This is a genomic window from Streptomyces sp. NPDC037242, assembly GCF_055604165.1.
In genome coordinates this window covers 239755-260760 of record NZ_JBVJUY010000006.1, presented here as the reverse complement: position 1 = coordinate 260760, position 21006 = coordinate 239755, and the positions used below count along the sequence as shown (strand labels likewise).

The 21006-nt window shown below is 72.7% G+C and carries 22 protein-coding genes; 11 read left to right on the top strand and 11 right to left on the bottom strand.

The window, feature by feature from the left end:
* Positions 1–25: 25 nt before the first annotated feature.
* Entirely contained in the window at positions 26–685 is a 660-nt protein-coding gene (locus tag ACZ7GJ_RS10590) for a cutinase family protein (protein ID WP_470750777.1), read from the bottom strand.
* Positions 686–902: 217 nt separating this feature from the next.
* Here ACZ7GJ_RS10590 and ACZ7GJ_RS10585 point away from each other — a divergent pair, with 217 nt between their 5' ends.
* The 5 genes from ACZ7GJ_RS10585 (at position 903) to ACZ7GJ_RS10565 (ending at position 4428) form a co-directional block, all read left to right on the top strand.
* On the top strand, positions 903–1340 hold the full coding sequence (locus ACZ7GJ_RS10585) for a nuclear transport factor 2 family protein (RefSeq protein ID WP_470750776.1): 438 nt from the start codon (positions 903–905) through the stop codon (positions 1338–1340).
* Positions 1337–2185: an NmrA family NAD(P)-binding protein gene (locus ACZ7GJ_RS10580; RefSeq protein ID WP_470750775.1), complete on the top strand. Its 849-nt coding sequence runs from the start codon at positions 1337–1339 to the stop codon at positions 2183–2185. Before ACZ7GJ_RS10585 ends, ACZ7GJ_RS10580 begins: the two co-directional genes overlap by 4 nt.
* Positions 2186–2284: 99 nt before the next feature.
* Positions 2285–2911 (top strand): TetR/AcrR family transcriptional regulator, encoded by a 627-nt coding sequence (locus ACZ7GJ_RS10575; RefSeq protein ID WP_470750773.1) that lies wholly within the window; start codon positions 2285–2287, stop codon positions 2909–2911.
* Positions 2912–2942: 31 nt separating this feature from the next.
* Positions 2943–3740 (top strand): VOC family protein, encoded by a 798-nt coding sequence (locus ACZ7GJ_RS10570; protein ID WP_470750771.1) that lies wholly within the window; start codon positions 2943–2945, stop codon positions 3738–3740.
* A gap of 121 nt (positions 3741–3861) precedes the next feature.
* The gene (locus ACZ7GJ_RS10565) at positions 3862–4428 is read left to right on the top strand and encodes a GNAT family N-acetyltransferase (RefSeq protein ID WP_470750769.1); all 567 of its coding nucleotides are present in this window, start codon (positions 3862–3864) and stop codon (positions 4426–4428) included.
* Here ACZ7GJ_RS10565 and ACZ7GJ_RS10560 read toward each other — a convergent pair.
* Entirely contained in the window at positions 4425–5663 is a 1239-nt protein-coding gene (locus ACZ7GJ_RS10560) for an FAD-dependent oxidoreductase (RefSeq protein ID WP_470750768.1), read from the bottom strand. The two genes, ACZ7GJ_RS10565 and ACZ7GJ_RS10560, sit on opposite strands and share 4 nt — an antisense overlap.
* An 89-nt stretch (positions 5664–5752) precedes the next feature.
* Here ACZ7GJ_RS10560 and ACZ7GJ_RS10555 point away from each other — a divergent pair, with 89 nt between their 5' ends.
* Together ACZ7GJ_RS10555 and ACZ7GJ_RS10550 are read left to right on the top strand one after the other, a co-directional pair.
* Positions 5753–6739 carry an MsnO8 family LLM class oxidoreductase gene (locus tag ACZ7GJ_RS10555; protein WP_470750767.1) on the top strand — a complete coding sequence of 329 codons (987 nt, stop codon included), beginning with the start codon at positions 5753–5755 and terminating at the stop codon, positions 6737–6739.
* A 63-nt stretch (positions 6740–6802) separates the two neighbouring features.
* Positions 6803–7144: an avidin-fold protein gene (locus tag ACZ7GJ_RS10550; RefSeq protein ID WP_470750766.1), complete on the top strand. Its 342-nt coding sequence runs from the start codon at positions 6803–6805 to the stop codon at positions 7142–7144.
* Between the two features lie 28 nt (positions 7145–7172).
* Here the strand turns inward: ACZ7GJ_RS10550 and ACZ7GJ_RS10545 are convergent, their stop codons facing one another.
* The 4 genes from ACZ7GJ_RS10545 to ACZ7GJ_RS10530 all read right to left on the bottom strand — a co-directional run bounded on the left by ACZ7GJ_RS10545 (position 7173) and on the right by ACZ7GJ_RS10530 (position 12288).
* A complete protein-coding gene (locus tag ACZ7GJ_RS10545) occupies positions 7173–9365 on the bottom strand; it encodes an ATP-binding protein (RefSeq protein ID WP_470750764.1) in 2193 nt (730 codons plus the stop codon).
* Between the two features lie 71 nt (positions 9366–9436).
* On the bottom strand, positions 9437–10660 hold the full coding sequence (locus ACZ7GJ_RS10540) for an FAD-dependent monooxygenase (RefSeq protein WP_470750763.1): 1224 nt from the start codon (positions 10658–10660) through the stop codon (positions 9437–9439).
* A 48-nt stretch (positions 10661–10708) separates the two neighbouring features.
* Positions 10709–11599 (bottom strand): patatin-like phospholipase family protein, encoded by an 891-nt coding sequence (locus ACZ7GJ_RS10535; RefSeq protein WP_470750762.1) that lies wholly within the window; start codon positions 11597–11599, stop codon positions 10709–10711.
* A gap of 68 nt (positions 11600–11667) precedes the next feature.
* Positions 11668–12288 (bottom strand): TetR/AcrR family transcriptional regulator, encoded by a 621-nt coding sequence (locus ACZ7GJ_RS10530; protein ID WP_470750761.1) that lies wholly within the window; start codon positions 12286–12288, stop codon positions 11668–11670.
* 53 nt (positions 12289–12341) lie between these two features.
* Here ACZ7GJ_RS10530 and ACZ7GJ_RS10525 point away from each other — a divergent pair, with 53 nt between their 5' ends.
* The 3 genes from ACZ7GJ_RS10525 (at position 12342) to ACZ7GJ_RS10515 (ending at position 14514) form a co-directional block, all read left to right on the top strand.
* Positions 12342–13322, top strand: coding sequence for a GNAT family N-acetyltransferase (locus tag ACZ7GJ_RS10525; protein ID WP_470750759.1), 981 nt, complete (start codon positions 12342–12344; stop codon positions 13320–13322).
* 80 nt (positions 13323–13402) lie between these two features.
* Positions 13403–13810 carry a nuclear transport factor 2 family protein gene (locus tag ACZ7GJ_RS10520; protein WP_470750758.1) on the top strand — a complete coding sequence of 136 codons (408 nt, stop codon included), beginning with the start codon at positions 13403–13405 and terminating at the stop codon, positions 13808–13810.
* Between the two features lie 86 nt (positions 13811–13896).
* Positions 13897–14514: a TOPRIM nucleotidyl transferase/hydrolase domain-containing protein gene (locus ACZ7GJ_RS10515; protein ID WP_470750757.1), complete on the top strand. Its 618-nt coding sequence runs from the start codon at positions 13897–13899 to the stop codon at positions 14512–14514.
* Here the strand turns inward: ACZ7GJ_RS10515 and ACZ7GJ_RS10510 are convergent.
* The 5 genes from ACZ7GJ_RS10510 to ACZ7GJ_RS10490 form a co-directional block, all read right to left on the bottom strand.
* Complete coding sequence (locus ACZ7GJ_RS10510) at positions 14501–15208, bottom strand: response regulator transcription factor (protein WP_470750756.1); 708 nt, start codon at positions 15206–15208, stop codon at positions 14501–14503. The two genes, ACZ7GJ_RS10515 and ACZ7GJ_RS10510, sit on opposite strands and share 14 nt — an antisense overlap.
* Complete coding sequence (locus ACZ7GJ_RS10505) at positions 15205–16401, bottom strand: sensor histidine kinase (protein WP_470750754.1); 1197 nt, start codon at positions 16399–16401, stop codon at positions 15205–15207. Before ACZ7GJ_RS10505 ends, ACZ7GJ_RS10510 begins: the two co-directional genes overlap by 4 nt.
* 104 nt (positions 16402–16505) lie before the next feature.
* Positions 16506–16895: a cupin domain-containing protein gene (locus ACZ7GJ_RS10500; RefSeq protein ID WP_470750752.1), complete on the bottom strand. Its 390-nt coding sequence runs from the start codon at positions 16893–16895 to the stop codon at positions 16506–16508.
* 61 nt (positions 16896–16956) lie between these two features.
* Positions 16957–17619, bottom strand: a complete 663-nt coding sequence (locus ACZ7GJ_RS10495) for an ArsR family transcriptional regulator (RefSeq protein ID WP_470750751.1) — start codon at positions 17617–17619, stop codon at positions 16957–16959.
* An 86-nt stretch (positions 17620–17705) separates the two neighbouring features.
* A complete protein-coding gene (locus ACZ7GJ_RS10490; RefSeq protein ID WP_470750749.1) occupies positions 17706–18365 on the bottom strand; it encodes a hypothetical protein in 660 nt (219 codons plus the stop codon).
* Positions 18366–18487: 122 nt separating this feature from the next.
* Between ACZ7GJ_RS10490 and ACZ7GJ_RS10485 the strand changes: the two genes are divergently transcribed.
* Positions 18488–20869 (top strand): hypothetical protein, encoded by a 2382-nt coding sequence (locus ACZ7GJ_RS10485; protein ID WP_470750748.1) that lies wholly within the window; start codon positions 18488–18490, stop codon positions 20867–20869.
* Positions 20870–21006: the final 137 nt, after the last annotated feature.

The window sequence follows — 21006 nt, the reverse complement described above, 5'->3', positions numbered from 1 at the left end:
CGCAGCCTGCCGACCGGCTCGCTGACTACCAGGCGGACCAGACGCCGTTGTACCACTGCTCGTGGGCGCTGTCGTTGTGGTGATCCATGTTGAAGTCGACGCGGTAGTTGTTGACGTGGTTGGCCGGGTAGGTCCAAATGCCGGCGGACTCGTCACAGACGTAGTCCCAGTGGCAGATCGACTTGACGGGCACGTTGCCGAAGAACCTGTCGGCGCCGGCGAGCGGGGCGCCGATGATGCCGCCGAACGGCACGGACCCGCCGTTGGCACCGGGAGGGGCCTGGCGCTTGGGGTCCGCGATGAGAATGGCGTTGACGTTGCCGAACGTCTGCCAGTTCTCGGTGACCCAGATGTGCACCACCGCGGCGCCCAGGGAGTACCCGCCCATCTTGACGTGCTGGTCCGGGCACGCGGCACGCTGGTTGCGGACCAGCCGGTTCAGCTCATTGACGCCTGCGCGGGCGCTCGCACCGTTGGGGATCCTGGTGGGGTACCCGACGTGCTGCTGGATGTTGCCGGAGAAGCCGTCGTCGTTCCAGGAGCTGCCGGTGCCCCCGACGACGATGGTGTAGGTGCCCTCGCACGAGGCTGCCGCTTGCGCCGTGGCCGTGGCCCCCTGCGTCGCCGAAAGCCCGACCGTCAACAGGAAACCGGCTAACGCGGCCGCGATCCTTCGTGTTCGCATTCTGTTCTCCCCATGTAGTCAACCGGCCTGCGCGCCCGCTGTCCGATGCGGTGCGGTACGCGGTCGGCCGAGGTCACCGGACGACAGTGGCAGCGCCCGATGACATCCCGATGAAACCGGGGCTTTACTAAACGGACCGACGGTCCGTATGCTTTCACCCATACGGACTGCCGGTCCGTTTCCTTTCCCATGCCGAGTCAGGACGGAAGCCTTGAACATGACCGCATCCATGCCCACGCCCATGACGGCCGCGGAGCTGTACCGCCACGGTCTGCGACTGCTGCTGGCGAAGGACGTGCCCGCCTGGGTGGAGCTGTGGGCCGTCGACGGCGTCCTGGAGTTCCCCTTCGCACCCGACGGCTGGCCCGTGCGCCTCGAAGGCAAGGCCGCGGTCGGCGAGTACATGCGCCACTACCCCGACCACATCGACCTCCACGACTTCCCCGACGTGACGATCCACCAGACCACAGCCCCCGAGACGATCGTGGTCGAGATGCGCGGGGTCGGCCGTCTGGTCGAGACCGGCGGCCCCTTCAACATGACCTACATCGCCGTGGTCACGGTCAAGGACGGCCGGATCGCCTCCTACCGCGACTACTGGAACCCCCTGGCCGCCCAGCAGACCGGCGCCGACTTCGCCGGAGCGACCCGATGAACGCCCCCCACGCCCCCCACACCACCCTCGTCATCGGGGCGACCGGCACCACCGGCCGTCGCGTCACCGCCGGGCTGATCGCCGAGGGCCACCCCGTCAAGGCCGCCAGTCGAAGTGCCACGCCGATGGAGGGCGCGCAGGCCGTCCGCTTCGACTGGAACACGCCTGCGACCTGGGCCGATGCCCTCGACGACGTCGGCCGCCTCTACCTCGTCCCGCCCGTCGGCTCCCCCGACCCGGCCGCGGTCATGCTGCCCTTCCTACGCCGGGCCCGCGCGGCAGGCGTGCACCGCGCGGTGCTGCTCAGCTCGTCGGCGATCCCCGAGGGCGGTCCGGCGGTGGGGCAGGTCCACGAGGCTCTGCCCGGCCTGTTCGACCAGTGGGCGGTGCTGCGGCCCTCCTGGTTCATGCAGAACTTCGCCGACCCGGCCCCCCACGCGCGCAGCATCCGTGAGGAGGGCGCCATCATGTCGGCCGCGGGAGACGGCCGCGTCGGGTTCATCGACGCGGAGGACATCGCCGCCGTCGCCGTACGCGCCCTGGCCGACGAGGGGGCGCCGAACACCGACCTGATCCTGACCGGGCCGCAGACGCTGAGCTACGCCGACGTCGCCGCGATCATCGCTGAGGCCACCGGGCAGCCCGTGGTGCACCGGCGGCTGACCTTCGAGCAGCTGCGCGACCGCTGGGCCGCCGGAATACCGCTGGAGTTCGCCACCATGCTGGCCGAGATGGACCGCGCCATCGCCGGGGGCGCGGAGGACCGTATCTCGGACGCCGTCCAGCGCCTCACCGGCCGCGCCCCCGGCACGTTCCGCGCCTTCGTCGAACGGGAGGTGGCGTGAGGCGGCCGATGTGCCGGGCGCCTCACGCCCTGCCATAGCGCGTATCTTCGACTGGCTCGAGGACACCACCTGACCACCGAAGACCAACGAGGAGGGCCCGTGGCCCAGCGCACTGAACGCACAGAGCGCGCGGACGCCCTGCGCAACCGGGAAGCCGTCCTGGCCGCGGCCGATGCCCTTTTCGGCGCCAGCAGCAGCCCCCAGAACGTGTCGATGGACGACATCGCCGCGGCCGCGGGCGTGGGCAAGGGCACCCTCTTCCGCCGCTTCGGCGACCGCGCCGGACTGATCGGCGCCGTGATCGCCGCCCGCCTCGAACCCTTGCAGCAAGCCGTGCTGGAGGCGCAGGACGCCGCCGGGTCCGCACCGCGCCAGCGGGTGCTGGACCTCCTCGACGCCTCGCTCCGCTTCAAGATCGAGAACCGGAACCTGATGTCGGCCGCGGAGGACGCCGGGCTCAGCAGCCCCTACCGGGCCGGACACTACGGCTGGTGGCACGGCATCCTTCGTACGGCCCTGGACCAGGTGCCCGGGGTCCACGAGGCGGATTTCACCGCCCACGCGCTGCTGGCCGCCATCCGCGCCGACCTCGTGGCGCATCTGATCGACGACCAGAAGATGACGCCCGAAGGCCTGCGGGCCTCCCTCGCGGCCCACGTCGACAACGTCCTCGGCGGCAGTTCCGAGCCGCCGACGGGCGGTGGCCGGTCCGCGGTGCCAGGCTGAGGTCGTACGCGACCCGCGAAAGGCAACCGTCATGATCACCACTGACTTCGCTCCCGGCTCCCCCTGTTGGCTCGACCTCGGAGCCCCGGACGTCCCGGCCGCCGCGGCCTTCTACGGCACCGTCCTCGGATGGGACTACGAGTCCATGGGCGAGGGCGAGGACATGGAAGGCGGGATGTTCCGCAAGGACGGCAAGATCGTCGCCGGGCTCGGCAAGCTCACCGAGGGGGGTGCGCGCTCGGCCTGGATGATCTACTACAGCGTCACGGACGCGGACGCGACGACCCGGGCCGTCGAGCGCGCCGGCGGCACGGTGCGGGTGGCGCCGAGGGACCTCGACGAATGGGGCCGGATGGCCCAGTACACCGACCCGCTGGGAGGCCAGTTCGCCGTCTGGCAGCCGGGTACGAACAAGGGCGTCGACCTGGTGGACCAGCCGGGCTCCCTGTCCTGGACCGAGCTGTACACGAGCGACGCCGCGGCCGCCAAGGAGTTCTACGGCGGTGTCTTCGGCTGGCAGTACAGCGACATGGAGCTGCCCGGCGGCGGGGGCTCGTACGTCCTGATCACTCCGGCCGGACTCCCCGAGGAGCGCATGCACGGCGGCCTCATGGAGATGCCGAAGGAGAACCTCGCGCTCGCGGGCGGGCACGCGTACTGGCACCCCGTCTTCGCCGTCACCGACTGCGACGCCGCGGTCGCCAAGGTCACCGAGAACGGCGGCAGCGTACAGATGGGTCCCGAAGACGCGGAGGGCGTCGGCCGGCTCGCCGTCTGCCTCGACCCGTCGAACGCCGACTTCGTCCTCCTCACCCCGACCTCCGGCTGACCTCGGACCGGACCGGGGCAGCAACCGGAGGTCGCCCGCGCCGAGTTACAGTGTTTGAATGTTGCATATTGCGCGGTCGTGGGTCGAAGGATGGGCCGTGGCCCGAGGGATACCCGAGCCGGTGGACGTGCCCTGGGGACTTCGGATCGAGGTCGGACAGCCGACTCAGACGGTCCGCCACGTCCTGCTCGACACCGACGCCGCAGCCGCCCGCGGGCTCATCGGCACGATCACCGAACCCACCACCTGCATCAAGGGATTCCTCCCACCGGAGGACATGGATCCCTGGTTCTCGTCCGACTGGGAGCCCACCGATCCCTGCTTCCTGATGGCCGTCGATTTGCGCCCGTCGCGCGTGCGTGCGCCGGACGGGTACACCACGACCGTCGAGACCGCCGATGGCGTCACCTACGTGCGGATCCTGAGCGCCGATGGGGAACTCGCCGCGTGCGGCCAGACCGGTCTGGCCGATACCGCCTGCGTCTTCGACCAGATCATCACCGAACCGGCCCACCAGCGCCGTGGCCTCGGGACGGTGGTGATGGGCACACTCACCGACGCGGCCGTCGAAAGCGGGGTGTCCACCGGCATTTTGGGCGCGACCGTCGAGGGCCGGGCGCTCTATGAGGCGCTCGACTGGAAGGTCCTCTCACCCTTGACCGGATACGTCTACAAACCCGCCGCCTAGGGGGTGCGGAGCGACTCCTTCGGGGGGCGCTCGCGCAGGGCCCCGTACGCGATGAAGTAGGCCGGGATCCGGTTCAGCCAGCGCGAGTCGGTGACGAGCTCCGACATCCGCTCGGCCCGTCGGGGGTTGCCGAACGCCGTGCGGCCGGCCAGCAGTGGTTCGATGACCTGCCTGTGGGCGAGGCGCTGGAGGCCTTGGGTCGCCACCGTGGTGGGCCAGCGCCGGTGTTGGACGCGGCGCACGTCGCGCAGTCCTACGGTGCCCTCGCGCAGCGGACGCACGAGGTAGCGGGCCGCGGCCACCGCGTCCTGGACCGCGAGGTTGATGCCGATGCCGAAGACGGGTGACATCGCGTGGGCGGCGTCGCCGATGCACAGCAACCCCGGGCGGTGCCACCGGCGCAGCCGTTCGAGCCGTACGTCGAGCAGTTTCACCTCGTCCCAGGAGGTGACGGCCTCGCTCCGGTCGGCCAGCCACGGGGCCGCGGCCGTGAACCGGGTCATGAAGCGCTCCAGGCCCTCGGCGCGGCGCTCGACGTCGGTCCCCTTGGGGATGAGCGCGGCGCACTGCCAGTAGTCGCCGCGGTCGATGAGTGCGGTGAAGAACCTGTCGCCGAGGCCGCCCACGAGTCCGCTGGGGTCGTCCTCGCGGCGCGGCAGCCGGAACCACCAGGCGTCCATGGGGCACGGGAAGCCTTCCAGGCCGAGTTCTGGCAGCGCTCTGGCCAGTGAGCCACGGCCGTCGCAGGCCACGGTGAGGGTGGCCCTGAGCTCGCCGGTGCTGCCGTCCGCGGTGCGGTAGCGCACGCCCGTGACCCGTCCGCGTTCCATGAGGAAGGAGGTCGCCTCGGTGTCCATGCGCAGGTGGAAGGAGGGTTCCCGGGCGGCTTCGTCGGCGAGGAGGTCGAGCAGGTCCCACTGGGGCACCATCGCGATGTAGTTGTACTTGCCCTTCAGCGCCCCGAGGTTCCCGACCGTGACCAGGGAGCGGTCCGGCCCGATGGGCAACTGCACCGAGTTCACCCTGCGTTGGGGCAACTGCGCGAACCGTTCGGCGAGGCCGATGTCGTCCAGCAGCGACAGGGTGGAAGGGTGCACGGTGTCACCGCGGAAGTCGCGCAGGAAGTCGCCGTGCTTCTCCAGCACCGTCACCTCCACACCCGCCCGGGCCAGCAGCAGTGCCAGCACCATGCCGGCCGGCCCGCCTCCCACCACGCAGCACGTCGTGCGCTCCACGGCAACCACTCCCTTCGCGGGCATCGGGTGCGCCCCAAGGGACGTATACCGCACTGGGGGCGGCGAATGGTGCTCTCTATGCTGACGACATGATCGACGTACCTCTTTCCGCGCTGGAAGTCGCGATGGTCCAGACGGGCTCCCGGGCCCTGGACACCCTGCGCGACACGGCCGCCTTCGCACAGGGACTGGAACGCCTCGGCTACCACCGCATCTGGTACGCCGAGCACCACCACTCGCCCGCGATCGGCGCGTTCCCGCCCGTCCTGCTGAGCGCGCACGCCGCTGCCTCGACCTCGGCCATCCGGCTCGGCTCCGGCGGGGTGCTGGCCCCCAACCACGCGCCCATCACGGTGGCGGAGCAGTTCGGGACGCTGGCCGCCCTGCACGAGGACCGCATCGACCTGGGCATCGGCCGCGGTCCCGGCACCTTCGACGAGGCCACCGCGCGGGCGCTTCGCCGCGGTGCCGGGCCGGCGACGGACGCCGAGTACCGGGAGGACATAGCCGCGATCCTGTCCTTCCTCGTCGACGAAGTCGCGCTCGGCCCGCTGCCGGAGCCGTGGCTGCTGGCCTCCAGCACCGCGGGGGCCGCCCTCGCCGCGGAACTCGGCCTGCCGGTCGCCGTCGCGCACCACATCCGGCCGGACAACACCCTCGCCGTCCTGGACCGCTACCGGTCGGCGTTCCGCCCGTCCCGCTGGTGCGAGCAACCCCGGGTGCTGCTGTGCGTGGAAACGGTGTGTGCCGAGACGCAGGAGGAGGCCGCGTGGCGGATCGGCCCCATGGACGTCGTCAAGGCCGGGCTCCTCAAGGGACTGAGCCAGGACCCCTTCCCCACGCCCGCGGAGGCCGCAGCGCACTCCTTCACGGCGCAGGAGCGCCAGGCGCTCGATGCCTTCCGTGCGCAGCAGGCCGTCGGGACGCCGGAGACCGTCGTGCACCGGCTCGCGCAACTCGTCGATGGGACCGGGGCGGACGAACTGATGCTGACCACGCCCGTCTTCGACCTCCACGACCGCATTCACTCCTTCGAGCTCATCCGGAAGCACGCCGGGGCGCCTTCAGCACCGTAGGAAGGGCAACCTGCCTCCGCCTCTTCCCCCCCCTCATCCCCTCTTTCAGGAGCCACCTCACCCATGGCACGCTCACTCGACGGCCTCACTCTCGTCCCCGTGGCCGACCAGGCGCCCGGCCAGGTCGGCCGGCAGACCCGGTTCGAATACCACGAGCAGGAGGGCCGCGTCTGGGCCGAATACTCCGGCGGAGAGGTGGTCAGGGGCTACCTGGTCGGCACCCGGGCGCAGGACACCGTCGACTTCCGCTACGTCCAGCTCCGCGCCGACGGCACGACCGCCTCCGGGCACTGCGTCTCCCTCGTGACGGAACTCCCCGACGGCCGCGTCCGCCTGGAGGAGACGTGGACGTGGGAGTCCCAGGAAGGCAGCGGTACCAGCGCGGTCGAACAACCGCTGTCCTGAGGGACGGGTGCCGGGACGAGACGGGCGGCTACGTCCGGTTCACGGAGGCCACGTCGCGGTCCAGTTCCAGGGCGAGTACCCGGTCGTGGGCCTCGTCGGCGATCTCCCGGGCCTGCGCGAACCGGCGCAGCGCGACCGCGGCGGCGCCGTCGGCGGCGTTCACCCGCCCCATCCCCTGTAGCGCCCTGGCCTCGCCGCGCCGGTCCCGCAGCTGCCGGGTCAGGTCGAGGCTCCTGGCGAACGACCGTGCCGCGGCGCCCGAGTCGCCGGTGTCCAGCTCGGCCTGTGCCAGACCGCGCCAGGCGTACGCCTCGGCCCGCCGGTCCCCCAGCTGCTGGAACTCGGCCAGCGCCTCCTGGAAGAGGGGGACCGCGTCGCTGACGCGCCCCTGGCCGGTGCGGACGACCGCGAGGCTGCGTCGGGCCTGCGCGGCGAGTCGGCGGTCCCCAGCGGCCCGCAGCAGCTCGACCCCGTCGCCCAGCCGCTGTGCGGCCAGCTCCCACTCGCGCCGGTTGCGGTGGACGATGCCCTGCACCAGCATGACGGCGCCCATGCCGTGCTCGTCGCCGGACGCCGCGTACCCGGCCATCGCCTCTTCGTACGCGGCCAGCGCCTCGTCGGGACGGCCCAGGTCGCGGAAGAGCGCGCCGTTGTCGAAGAGCGTGACCGACTCGGCCCAGCGGTCGCGCGACCGGCGGGCGCCGGCCAGGGCCAGTTCCACGGCGGTTCCCCAGTCGTCCCAGATGGCCAGCATCTCGAAGAACGGTGCCCCGATGTGGGTGAGTTCCCACGCCGCGCCCCAGAACTCCCGCTCGAACGCGAGCCGTACGCACGCCACGACATTGTGCCGCTCGGTGATGAACCACACGACCGGCTCCCGGAGCAGACCGTCCAGGTGACCGGCCTCGACGGCGTGGCGCGGATGCGTGCTGACCTTGCGCAGCTCGCCGGGCTGGAACCGCTCCTCCGCCGCCGCCGCGAGCGTCAGGTACGCGCCCAGGAGCCGACCCGTCGCAGCCGCGGCATCGGGCTCGGGCTGCTCACGGGCGAGCGCGCGCAGCAGGTCGTGGAAGCGGTAGCGGCCGGTACCGGTCTCGTCGGGGCCCACGGCGTCGAGCAGTTGCGCGGACACCAGCGCGTCGAGATGGCGCTCGGCCTCGCGCAGGGAGACGTCCATGAGCGCGGCGAGCGACCATGCGGCGAAGTCGGCTCCGGGGAAGAGCCCGAGCAGCCGGAACGCCCGCTGCTGCGCCTCCGGCAACCCCTGATAGCTGATCATGAATGTGGAGCGTACGTCGAGGTCTCCGATTTCGAGGTGGTCGAGCCGGTCGCGCTCGTCGGCGAGACGGTCGGCGAGGCCTGCCAGGCTGAGGTCGGGCCGCTCGGCGAGCCGCGCTCCGGCGATGCGTACGGCCAGCGGCAGATGCCCGCAGAGCGCCACCAGCCGCCGCGCGGCCGACGGGTCTCCCGCGATCCGGTCCGCGCCCGCGACCCGGCCCAGCAACTCGACGGCCTCATCGGGCTCCAAGAGGTCGAGCACGATCGCGTGGGCTCCTTCCAAAGTGCTCAGCGGAGCACGGCTGGTGACGATCACCGCGACATCCGGGGTTCCCGGCAGCAGCGGCCGCACCTGCCGGGGCCCGTTGGCATTGTCGAGGACGATGAGCAGCCGCCGCCCGGCCGTCAGGGTACGCAGCATCTGCTCGCGGTCGTGCTGGGAGTCCGGGATCGTGCGCGGTTCTGCGCCCAGCGACCGCAGGAAGTTGGCCAGTATCTCGGTCGGTTCGGCGGGCAGGGGGTCGTACCCCCGTAAGTTCGCGAACAGCTGCCCATCGGGGAAGGCCGCCGCGGAGCGCTGCGCGACCCTCACCGCGAGCGTCGTCTTTCCCAGGCCCCCCTTGCCCGCGATGGTCACGAGCGGCCCGGCCGACCGGCCCGGGGCCCGTAACAACTCCCCCAGTCGGATGAGTTCGGTGGAGCGACCGGTGAAGTCCGGTATGTCACGCGGCAGTTCCCGCGGCACCGGATGGCCGGGCCCGGTGGATGCCGTACGGCCCGCCTGATGCCATACGAGCGCTCCGCCGAGCAGCGCCGTCACCCCGGCGGACGCGTACTGGACCGGCCCGACCTCGCCGAAGGCCTGCCATCCGGCTGCGGCTGCGGCGAACGCCCCGACGGCGCCTGCCAGACCCGAAAGCCACCGTGCTGCGCCTGAGTTCACGCGGCACATGATAGCGAGCGCCCCATGTCCGCGCGGGGCTGATTCAGGCCGATCGGAGCCGCCCGGGCCGGCTACCCGGGGAGGCGGAAGCCGTTGAAGAGGTCGTCCATGCCGCGCAGGGCCAGGCGGGCGGGGGTGGCGCGGACCGCGAGGTCGCGGGCGGCCGCCGCGAGCGGGTTGCGGAGGGTGCCGAGGCGGCCGACCCGGCGGGCCCGGACGCGCACCGCGTCGGTGCGGTCGCGGCGGGCGGCGGTGTACGCGGCGAGGGCGGCCGGGATGGGGTTCGCGCCGGGTCCGCTGCCGCCGATGGCGTCGATGGCATTGCTGTCGCCGTCGCCGATGTCTCCGGCCGGGAGCAGGTGCGCGAGGACCACTGCGTCCTCGATGGCCTGGCAGCCGCCCTGGCCGAGGTTGGGGGCCATGGCGTGGGCGGCGTCGCCGATCCAGGCGATCCGGCCGTGGTGCAGGGTGGGGAGCGGGGCGGCCAGGTCGTAGAGGTCGTTCTGGAGGATGTCGGCGGGGTCGAGGCGCTCGATGCGGTCCAGCAGGGCCGGAATCGGGTCGTGCCACGAGCCGAAGCGGCGCCGGAGTTCGGCGCGCGGGTCGGCCGATCGGGTGCCGGCCGGGACGAGCGCGGTGGCGTAGAGGTAGTACCGCCCGTCGGAGAGCGGGGTCACGCCGAACCGCTCGCCCCGCCCCCAGGTCTCGCTCATGGCCGGCACCCGGAGGTCCGGGGCGTCCACGATGGTCCGCCAGGCGATCTCACCGAGGTAGTTCAGGCCGGGGTGGGCCGGGAAGCAGGCCTGGCGGAGCGGGCTGTGGATGCCGTCGGCGGCGACGACCAGGTCGGCGGGCAGGTCCGCGCCGGCTTCCGTACGGACGACCGGGCCGCCCGCGGTGTCGTCGACGGCGGTCACGGCGGTGCCGTAGCGCAGGGCCTGCGGCGGCAGGGCCGCCGCCAGGGCGGCGGTGAGGGCCGTACGCGGAACGGCGATCGGGGCCATGCCGTAGCGGGCCGCCATGTCGGCGGTGCCGGTCCGGGTGAGCCACTGCCCGCCGGCGCGGCGCACGCCCATCGAGGTGGGGATGGCGCTGCCGGCGGCCCGGGCGGCGTCGACGCCGATGGCGTCGAGTGCGCGCAGGGCGTTGGGGGCGAGACCGATGCCGGCGCCGGTGACGGGGGGCTCGGTGGCGCGTTCGCAGACGGTGACCCGCCAGCCCCGGCGGTGCAGGGCGACGGCGGCCGTGAGGCCGCCGATTCCGGCTCCGGCCACCACTGCGTGACGTTTCGGCATGGAACACCTCTCCGTTCGGGCTCCCTCTACACTTGCAGAGCCCTCACTCTACAGCTGTAGAGCCTGGCCGTGTCCAGCCCCGGCCGACGTCCATACGGAGCGCAGCCCCTCGGCGGCGGAGGCCGCCTGGGCAAGACCCGCCCGGTAGGCCGGCTGCCAGTTCGCGGGGTCGTGCAGGTCGGAGCCGAAGGCCCGTACCGCGTCCGGGTCGGGGCCGATGGTCACGACCGTCCGCGCCCCGACGGCTGCCAGTTGCTGTTCGAGCTGCTCGCGGGGGAACAGGTGCGCCAGCGGCTCGATGACGACCAACGCGCGGGCTCCGGCCGCCAGGTCGGCGTTCGCCCCTGCGCGCAGGGCGCCGTCCATGTAGTGCCGCCCGTGGATGGTGACGGGCGGATCGGCCCCGGGGAAGGCGCTGCTCGCGGCCACCGCCTGCACCAGCGGCACGCCGCTGCCGCGGTCCCACACCACGGGCTCACCCGTGGCCGCGTCGACGGCGGTGATCAGCAGACGCCGGTCGGGCCAGACGTCCGTACCGATCAGGGCGCCCCGCGTCGCGAGGAGCGCCCGTTCGGCTTCGGGGTCGGCGTGATCGATGGCGATCCGGCCGACTCGGCGCCGGGCCTCCGCGGGTTCGAGCCCAGCTTCGCCGAGTACGGCGAACACGGAACCCAGTACGTCGGTGTCCACCTCGCGCGGGGGCGCGGCCGGGGTCGACCGGCGCGACGGAGCGGCGAGCCCGTCGAGGTCCTGGCCGGTGGTCAGGAGCGCACCGACGATCGCACCGGCCGACGTGCCGACGGTCAGGTCGGCTTCGCCGAGGTCCACGCCACCGCGGCGCAGGCCGGCCGCCAGGCCGGTCATCCATGCCGTACCGGCCAGGCCTCCCGGGCCGAGTACGAGTGCCCGGCCGAATGCCGCTCCGGTATCGAGATCCACGAGTTCGCTCCCCCGTCGTCTTGTGGTGATCAACACGATCGACGGTAGGACCTCAACCAGTCTTCAGGTCAAGCGTGCCGCGGTGCCCTCGAAGGCCGGGGCGAGGCGATCGAAGCGAGGAAGTCGTCGACCATGGCGCTCTGGACCGCGACGGGGAACCGGCCGGGGTCGAAGAGAGCCTGGACGACGAGTCCGTGGACGAACGCGACCGCGGTGGCGGAGAGTTGTTCCGGGTCGGCGTCCGCCTGCAGCTCGCCCAGCCCGTGAGCGGCCTCGAAGTGCGGGCGGAGCGTGGAGCGCAACCGGGTGTACCGGTCGGCCTGCTCCGCGCCGAGGCCGTCGTCGGCGAGGGCCAGGTCCCAGGAGCTGACCCAGATGCGGTTGCGGGCGGCGCCGTCCGCGGTCAGCGGCAGGATGTCCAGCAGCATGGCCCGTACGGTGGCGAGGCCCTCGGCGGGCCGCTCGCGCCGGGGGCGCTGCGCCGTACGCCGCTCCAGCAGGTCCAGGGCGTGCGCGACCAGGGCTCGCTTGGTCGGGAAGTAGTGCATGAGCATCCCCGTCGAGACGCCCATGTCGGCGGCGACGGCGCGCAGCGTCAGCCCGCCGAATCCCTTGTCGGCGAGGACGTTCCAGACGGCCTGGGAGACGTCCTCGCGGCGGGCTTCACGGTCTCCGGGTGCGGGTGGCATGCTGCTACCTTACCTACCGAACGCTCGTTACGTACCCATGGAGTGAGGAACCCGTGTTCGAACTGTCGCTCGGTGACAATGGCCGGCTCCGCCCCCTGGAGCCCTGGCACGCGCAGGAGTTCCTGGACCACATGGACCGCGCCCGGCCGTACGTGGACCCCTGGATACCCTGGGCGACCTTCAGCACCGACCTCGACTCCGCCGCGGCCACCCTCCAGCGCTACGCGGACCAGCAGGCCAAGGACACCCGCAGGATCTACGGGATCTGGCTGGACGGCACGCTGGTCGGCGGGGTCATGTTCCCGAACTTCGACGCCACCACCGGGGTGTGCGAGATCGGCTGCTGGCTGGAGGCGGCCGGCGCGGGCCGCGGGCTGGTGACCGGGGCGTGCCGGGTGCTGATCGACTGGGCTTTCGGGCAGCGGGGGATGAGCCGCGTCGAATGGTGGGTCGCGCCAGGCAACACCCGCAGCGTCGCAGCGGCGCGCCGGCTCGGGATGACCCGCGACGGTGTGCTGCGACAGCGCTATCCGTACCGGGGCGTGCGCCAGGACACCGAGATCTGGTCCCTCCTGCGCGAGGAGTGGTCGGGCGCTTCGCCCGCCGAAGGGGTGGCCGAACGGGTGGCCGCGTCCGACGACAAGGCCCGGATCGACGCGTTGATGCACGTCTTCCTCGGCGCGTTCACCAACACCAACGGCAGCCGGCCGGACCTCGCCGTCGTCCGCGAGGTGTTCATTCCGCAGGGGACCATCATCAGCAACACGGGGGACGAGCCCGCCGTCTACGACCTCGACGCGTTCATCGAGCCGAGGCAGCGGATCCTCACCGACGGGACCCTGACGGAGTTCTCCGAATGGGAGGTCTCCGAGCGGACCGAGATCCTCGGGTCGATCGCGCACCGGTTCAGCGAGTACCGCAAGTCCGGTCTCCGCGACGGCGAGCCGTTCGAGGGCGGCGGCCGCAAGACCACCCAGTTCGTCCGGACCCCGGACGGCTGGAGGATGAGCTCGATGGCCTGGGTCGACATGTAGGGCTTCCCCGGGCTTCCCGGCCGTAGGAGGGCACGGTGGTCCAAGATGGTCTTCCGCAACCGCGCACAGGGAGGCCCGCCGTGTCCAGAACACCGCAGGAGATCTTCGGGAGCTACGTCCACGCCGGCACCATGAGCCGCGATGCCGATGCCCTTGCCGAGTGCTTCACCGCGGACGGCGTCCTGGAGGCACCGCTCATGCCGGGCGGTGCCACCTTCCCCAGACGGCTGGTCGGCCGCGAGGAGATCCGTAGCGCGATGGCGGCGTACTACGAGCGGCCGGTGGCGGACGACAGCGCGCCGAACTTCGAGAAGTCCGGGTACGTACTGCACACCACCTCCGACCCGGACGTGTTCATCGCCGAGATCGACACGGTCTTCGACGGGGACGGCGTGGAGGTCGCCGTCTCGCTCGTGCAGATCTTCCGCATCCGGGACGGGAGGATCGCCCGCCTGCGCGACTATTTCGCTCCGGAGCTGATGAACTGACGAGCCGATGGGCTCATGGGCTCATGAGCCCACGGCCGTCGAAATATTCCGCGGCGGACCGGCCGGTGGACGTGCAGAATCGCCCCATGGTGTACATGCAGGCCTTCCGGGACGCCGTCGACCGCTGGGCGGCCGGCGGTCCCGGCGAACCAGCGGGCGATCTGGCCGTGCAACTGGGGCTACGGACGGCAGTGCTGCTGGAAGGACTGAGCGACCTCGCGGCAGTCGACGCCCTGACCGCACGGCGGGGCCGGGACCTGGCCGCCGAAGGCGTCTGCGTCCTGCCGATGGGCGGGGCCATGAACGTCGGCCGCTACACCGGTCTCCTCGGGCCGCCCGGGCTCGGTCTGCGCCTGAGGGGACTGTGCGACGTGCGCGAACAGCCCTTCTACGACCGCGCCCTGGAGCGGGCCCGGGCCCCGCACGAGGGCTTCTTCGTGTGCGTGGAGGACCTGGAGGACGAGCTCATCCGCGCACTGGGCACGGCGCGCGTCGAGGAGATCATCCGGGCCGAGGGCGACCTGCGGGCCTGGCAGACCTTCCTGCGCCAGCCCGCACAGCACTGCCGGCCCCGGCAACAGCAGTTGCGGCGCTTCCTCGGCACGAAGAAGGGCCGCAAGATCCGCTACGGGCGCCTCCTGGTGGAGACCCTCGACCCCGGCCAGGTACCGGCCCCGCTGGACGACCTCCTCACGAGCCTTTGACCGGCGTACGAAGAGGCGCATCGCCGGTCGGCGGCGGCCCGGCGATGCGGTAACCCACCCCGGGCGTCGTCGTGATGACCGGCGGGCTGCCCAGCTTGCGGCGCAGCCGGCCCACGGTGACGGTCACCGTGTTGGTGAACGGGTCGGCGTTCTCGTCCCATACCTGTTCGAGCAGGTCCTCGGCGCTCAGGAACCCCGGGCTGGCCCGCAGCAGCGCCTCCAGGACGGCGAACTCCTTGCCCGAGAGCTCCAGGGGGCAGCCCTCCCGCAGGGCGGTCCGGCGTGCCGGGTCGAGTTCGAGGCCGGCGGCGCGCAGCGTACGGGCCCGGGCCGCGGGCCTGCGCCGGGCCAGCGAGCGGATGCGCAGGATCAGTTCCGGGAAGTGGAAGGGCTTGGCGAGGTAGTCGTCGGCGCCCAGGGTGAGACCGCTGACGCGGTCGCCGGGCGACCCGGCCGCGGTCAGCATCAGGACCATCGCGCGGTCGTCCCGTTCGGTGATCATCTGGCAGAGCGCGTCGCCGTGGATGCCGGGCAGGTCCCGGTCGAGCACCACCACGTCGTACGCGTTGACGTCCAGCTTGGCGGCGGCGGCCAGCCCGTCGTGCGCGACGTCGACCGCCATCCCCTGGTCCCGTAGCCCCTCGGCGACGACCTCCGCGAGCGCCCTCGCGTCCTCGACGACCAGGATCCTCACGGCGCCCCCTCCCCCTGCTGCCCGTCCGGGCCCGCCGTCGACGGCACCGCGGCCGTCACCCGCAGGCCCCCCTCCGGACGAACGCGCAGGCCGAGGCTTCCGCCGTGCGCGTCGACGATGGCCGCGACGATCGACAGCCCCAGGCCCGAACTCTCCTCCGATCCGGTCCGGTCGGTGCCGAGCCGCTCGAAGGGCTGCGTCAGCCGGTCCACCTGCTCCTGGTCCAGGACGCTCCCGCCGGTCTCGACCACGAGACGGGCCTCGGGGCCGTCTTCCTCGGTCCTGATCCGGATCCAGCCGCCCTCGTGGTTGTGCACGACCGCGTTGTCGATCACGTTCTCCACCATCCGGGACAGCAGCGCCAAGCTGCCCCGCGTCCAGGCGTTCGGCCGGACCCCGTCGTCGAGCGTCAGGTTCTTGGCGGCGATGGCGGCGCCCCGGGCGCTCAGCGCTCCCCTCGCCAACTCGCCGAGCGATACGGGAACCTGGTCGGGGAGCACGCCGTGCTGCGCCCGGGCGAGATCCAGGAAGCCGTCCAACAAGTGGTCCACCCGGTCGAGCTCGGTCCGCATCCGGCCGGCGAGCACGAGGGTCTGCGCCGCCGGCTCCGGTTTCGCGGCGGCCACGTCCAGCGACGCCCGCATCGTCGCCAACGGCGTGCGCAGTTCGTGCGACGCGTTGGCGACGAACCGGCGCTGCGCGGCGAAGGAGGCCTCCAGGCGTGCCAGTAGGCCGTCGATCGTGTCGGCGAGCTCCTTGACCTCGTCGGCGGGCCCGGCCACCGCGAGCCGCTGATGCAGGCTGTCCGCGGAGATCCGCCGCGTCGCCGCGGTGATCAGCCGCAGCGGGCGCAGGACCCGGCCGGCGAGGGCCCGGCCGAGCAGGAGCGAGACGACCGCCATCACCAGCAGCGCGATCACCGAGCCGAAGAGCAGTTGGCGGGACTGCTGTGCGTGCACGTCCGAGAGCTGCCGTTCCAGATCGCGGATGTGCTGCTCCGCGCCCGCCCCGGGGCCGGCGCTCGGACCCGGGCTGGGCAGGCCGGACGGGAGCTGGCCGGGGGCGCCGGTGCTCATGTGGCCGCCGGACAGGAGGTAGGTCAGGGCGAGCAGCCCGATCCCGGACAGGAGGAAGACCGTGGCGTACAGAATCGTGAAGCGCCGGCCGACGGTTCTGCCCGGTGACTTGCCCATGGTTCCCCCCTGTTCGGCACGGCCGGCCGGCAGCCGACCGCACTCAGCATGCCCCGCGCCACCTAACAGCGTCATGACAGCATCCCGCCGGCCGGCCACCGGTCTCAGCCGTCGTGGCGGCCCTGGCAGCCGCAGCCCTGGGCGCCCGCGCGCGGCAGCCCGTCGGTGAACGCGCTCTGCGAGAAGACCGCCAGGACCGTGGCGTCCTCCTCACCGTGGTTGACGAGGGTGATCTCCTTGCCCGCGGGGAGCATGGCGAAGGTGCCCTGGGCGACGGTCTTCGCCCCGCAGCCGCAGGAGGCTTCGATCACGCCCGCGACCCCGGTCAGGAGCAGTTCCGAGGCGCCGTGCGCATGGGCCGGTACGGAGCCGCCCGCGGGGACCTGGATCCGTACGGCGGCGAGCTGCCGGAAGGGGCCGCCCTCGGGGTCGAGTCGCAGCGCGGGGCTCTGCGCTGCGGAGTCGTGGGCGGTGTCGATGGTCATGCCGAACATGGAGGTTCCTTCGGTGTAGGGGAACGATGTGTATCGCTGAGCAGGGGTCAGGGATCAGGGGTCAGTTCGTGGTCGGGTGCAGTTCTGCCGCGCACAGGTCCGGTCCGATGAAGGGCCGCAATCTCGCCGTGGTCCCGGAGGATTCGAGCAGGCCGTCCAGCACGCCCTGGTGGACGGCGCAGACGACCTCGGGCCGGGTCCGGGCCAGTTCGCGGTACGGACAGCCGTGGAGCAGCACCTTGCGCGTGCCGGGACCGGGGCCCGGCTCCTCGCGCGGGTCGAAGCCCATCCGGGCGGCCACGGCGAAGACCTGCTCCGCCGCCGGACCGCTCCCGGCCATGCGCCGCCCCCAGCCGCGTCCGGCTGCGCGGGAGGCGCCCGGTCCCCCGCCCACCGCCTCGGCCAGGGCTGCGGCCAGCTCGCGGAAGGGGGCGTCCGCCGACTCCTCCCCGGGATCGGGGCGGGTGGGGGCGTACCGGAGTGCGGGGCGTCCCCGGCCGCGCCCGGCCGAGGCCGAGGCCGTGGCCGCGATCAGGCCGGCCCCGGCCAGGGCTGCCAGGTGGTGGCGGACCGTGGCGACCGAAAGCCCCGTGGCAGCGGCCATGTCAGCCACGCCCAGCAGGCCGTCCGCCTCCCGCAGCAGGGTCATCAGACGCCGACGCGACGGTACGGCCAGGGCGTGGTGAACACGCTGGGCATCCACACCACGGGGCATTTCGGTCATGACTCGAATTTAAGCGATATCCACCGTTTAAAAAGAGAACGAAGTCCTGCCCTGCAAGGCAGCAGGTCCCGAGGAGCGGGCGTCGCTCACCAGGGGCTGCGGATGCTCACCGGCAGGGCCCGGACCCGGTCCTGGGCGTCCGGGGGCAGCCGCCGCAGCAGGTCCTCGCCGACGACGGCGTCCCGCCTCCAGATCACGACCAGCGACTCCAGCGCCGCCCGTGCGACTTCCGGGTCCGGCCCGGCCGCCGCGGCGGTCAGGACTTCGAGGACCGGGCGGGTCCCGAAGCGCTCCAGCGCCGCCATCGCCCGGATCCGGTCCGCGGCGGGCAGCTCCGGGTCCCCCGCGCGGCGGACGACGTCCCCCGTGGCCCGGGCGTCCTCGCAGGGCAGCACCCACACCACGTACACCGCCTGCACGCACAACATGATCATGTACTGGAGCGGGACCAGGAGAGCCGCCGGCAGGACCGGAGCGAACGGCAGGAGGAGCAGCCAGCCGCCGCGGATGCGCGCCGCACCACCGGTCGGCGGCTCGAAGCGCCTACGGGCCAGGAGGCTGAGCACCAGCACGGTCGCGCCGGTGAGCAGGGGCAGGACCAGCAGTCCCACCAGCATCCCCGTGCCGAACATGGGGACGAAGGGGTCCGATCCCCTGGGCAGGACCGCCACTGCGGCCGCCCAGCCCACCAGGGCCACGGACAGGTACCTCAGCGCACTACCGACCAGCCAACGCCCCGTAGTCATCTTGCCGTTCCTCAGGTAACGCACGGCCTCCGGCCATGTTCCGGAAGTGGACCATACGGGAGGCCGGCCCGGAACCGGACGGCAGGGGGCCCGCTGTCAGTGGCGGCTGGCAAGATCGGCACATGAACAGCAGCACCGGCGCCCATGTCCCGCTCCCGGCCAACCACCGCATCTCCGAGACCTACACCGACTGGGCGCGCATCCAGGATCCGGCCACCGCGGCCACCGCGGAGGGGGTGCTCGGCGAGGCCGGCCAGAAGCGGGGGCGGTCCTGGGAGAAGCCCGGCCGCTTCGTGGACGACATGGAGCGCCTGGCCCGAGGCCTGCCGGATGCCCATCTGCCCTGGTTCTGGGACAACATCGGCCACTGGCTGCTGGAGACGCACCGCCGCTCCGCCGCCCGCGCGTACGGCCAGGCGCGCGCCGCCGAGCAGACCCGCGGACTGCCCGTGGACCCCCACTGGCGGCGGGCCAATGTGCTGCTGTTCGCCCGCTTCGGCGCCCTGCCCGCCACCGAACTCAGCGGACACTGCGCATGGCTGGCCGGCCTCCTCGAACCGGGCGGGGCACACCGTGAGTTCGTCCGCCTGCTGACCACCTGGGCGGCGTCGCCCGGGGAGCTCCCCGCCGATCTGGCCCGCAGGGTCCGGGACTCCGCCCGCGCCGCCGGTCTCGGTACCGAGGAGGAAGCCCGGGTACTGGGTGAACTGCTGGCCGCCGCCGGCGGGAAGGCCGTACCCGACCGGCTGCTCGAAGCGGCGGTCGGCCCGCTCAGCGCGCATCCGCCGGGCGACGCCCAGGCCACGGCCCTGCTCGACCTGTTCCCCGAGTCGAAGAACGACGCGGCCGCCTGGCTGCGGTTGCTCATCGGCTGCGGCGCCGCCGACGCCGCCGCGGCCGGCCGGATCGCCCCCGAGGGCGGCCTTGGCGACTGGCTGCGTCGCTACGCCGCCCGCTACTCGCACCGCCCCGTCGCGGGCGGCGGTGTGACCAGCCAGCCGATGCCGGCCGAACTCTTCCGGCTGGTCGGCCGGTTCGCACCCCTGCTGCGGGCGGCCGGCACCCCCGTGCGGCTGCACGAGGACCGCTACCGGTGGCAGCACCTGGACGCCGATCTGCTGGACCTGTGCCTCGCCGAGGGCGTATCCGTGGAGGATCCCGGCCCGGCCGTCAGCCTGGAGTTCTGGGGCGAGCAGTCGCAGCGCGACCTGAAGGCGATCGCCGCCGACCCCGTCTTCGGACCCCGGCTGGAGGGCAGCGTGCACGCCGGGCTCCGTAGCCGGGGCGGCACCGCCATCAGCCGGCTCCCGCACAACCCCGGCATCGCCGCGGAGGTGCACGCGCGCGTCGAGAAGCTGCTCGACGCCCTGCGTGGCGGCGGTCTCGCGGCCGCCGACGAATCGGTCGACGAACTGCGCGAACTCCTCGACAGGCCCACGGCCATCGCCCTGGACGGCATCGAGGAGGCCCTCGCCGCCCTCGACCTCGCCGGCCCCCTGGCCCGCGCCCTGCGCGCCGGACTGCCCGAGGAACTGGGCTGGCCCGCCCTGGAGCAGGCCGTCGCCGAGTTCCGGCCCGACGAGACCGTGCAGGTCACCTGTACCTGGCCGGTGCTCGCGCTGTACGGGGACACGCGCGCTGTCGCCGTCGATCACGCCGGCCGGCGCGGCGAGCACGTCCTGCAACTGCCCGATGCCTCCCGCTCCCACACCGTGCACTGGGTCGGTGGGCAGTTCCTCGTCTCTTGGGAGGAGCAGGCCGAGGAGGCCGCGGAGCCCGGGAAGGCCGGGGAGAGGTGGAAGCGGTACGCCTACTGGTCCGGGCGGCCCGGCGAGACCTTCGAGCCGCAGGAGTCGTACGGACTGCGCCCCTACGGCGGGAGCATCCAGGGCGGCCTCGGGTACCAGTTCGAAACCCCTGACGGGGGCGGCCGGTTCGACGGCGAACGCGTCCTGCGCCCGGGCGGCCGCGAGGGCATGGGCCACCGCGACTACCAGATGAGCGACGGCCGGACCGTCTGGAGCTCGGAGGTGTTCGGCGAACGCCGCAGCGGCTGGGCCTGCGTCGACCCGGATACGGGCATCCCCACCGGCGACCGCACCCTGCCCGCCTTCCACCGGCCGGCCGAAAACCCGCCCGGTACCCAGCCGTTCGCCGACCACCGGATCCTCGCCGCGCTGCCGGTCGGCGCACCGCCCTCCCCGCTCGGCCAGGACGGGCCGCTCACCGGGTGCCGGGTCCTGCACCGCACTCCGTACGCCGGTCCGTCGCCCCGCGAGTTCGTGCTGGAGTCCGTCGACGGCCGCACCGCCTCCTACCGCAGCAGCCGCTGGGGCCGCCGCCCCTGGGGCGTCCTCGCCCTGCCGCTCGGCGGTGAGGACGCCGTCCTGGCCGGCGAAACCACCGTCCGCTGCCACGCCGCCGAGGACAACTCGCTGCTCTGGCAGGTACGCGGCTTCGCCGGCAGCCGGGATCGCTCCCCCCGTCCGGGCCACCCTCGGTGAGCAGGCCGGGCCGGTTCCGCCGCCGGCCTACTGGCACTTCCTCACCCCCCGCGACGAGGCCTCCTCCGAAGCGCTGCGCGCTGTGACCGAAGCCGCCGCAGGGCAGCTGATGCGGGCCCATGCCGAGGATGGCGGCG

Coding starts and splice junctions, on each gene's coding strand:
- ACZ7GJ_RS10590 (WP_470750777.1), bottom strand. CDS start 685: ATGCGAACACGAAGGATCGCGGCCGCGTTAGCCGGTTTCCTGTTGACG.
- ACZ7GJ_RS10585 (WP_470750776.1), top strand. CDS start 903: ATGACCGCATCCATGCCCACGCCCATGACGGCCGCGGAGCTGTACCGC.
- ACZ7GJ_RS10580 (WP_470750775.1), top strand. CDS start 1,337: ATGAACGCCCCCCACGCCCCCCACACCACCCTCGTCATCGGGGCGACC.
- ACZ7GJ_RS10570 (WP_470750771.1), top strand. CDS start 2,943: ATGATCACCACTGACTTCGCTCCCGGCTCCCCCTGTTGGCTCGACCTC.
- ACZ7GJ_RS10555 (WP_470750767.1), top strand. CDS start 5,753: ATGATCGACGTACCTCTTTCCGCGCTGGAAGTCGCGATGGTCCAGACG.
- ACZ7GJ_RS10550 (WP_470750766.1), top strand. CDS start 6,803: ATGGCACGCTCACTCGACGGCCTCACTCTCGTCCCCGTGGCCGACCAG.
- ACZ7GJ_RS10540 (WP_470750763.1), bottom strand. CDS start 10,660: ATGCCGAAACGTCACGCAGTGGTGGCCGGAGCCGGAATCGGCGGCCTC.
- ACZ7GJ_RS10530 (WP_470750761.1), bottom strand. CDS start 12,288: ATGCCACCCGCACCCGGAGACCGTGAAGCCCGCCGCGAGGACGTCTCC.
- ACZ7GJ_RS10515 (WP_470750757.1), top strand. CDS start 13,897: ATGGTGTACATGCAGGCCTTCCGGGACGCCGTCGACCGCTGGGCGGCC.
- ACZ7GJ_RS10505 (WP_470750754.1), bottom strand. CDS start 16,401: ATGGGCAAGTCACCGGGCAGAACCGTCGGCCGGCGCTTCACGATTCTG.
- ACZ7GJ_RS10500 (WP_470750752.1), bottom strand. CDS start 16,895: ATGTTCGGCATGACCATCGACACCGCCCACGACTCCGCAGCGCAGAGC.
- ACZ7GJ_RS10495 (WP_470750751.1), bottom strand. CDS start 17,619: ATGACCGAAATGCCCCGTGGTGTGGATGCCCAGCGTGTTCACCACGCC.
- ACZ7GJ_RS10490 (WP_470750749.1), bottom strand. CDS start 18,365: ATGACTACGGGGCGTTGGCTGGTCGGTAGTGCGCTGAGGTACCTGTCC.
- ACZ7GJ_RS10485 (WP_470750748.1), top strand. CDS start 18,488: ATGAACAGCAGCACCGGCGCCCATGTCCCGCTCCCGGCCAACCACCGC.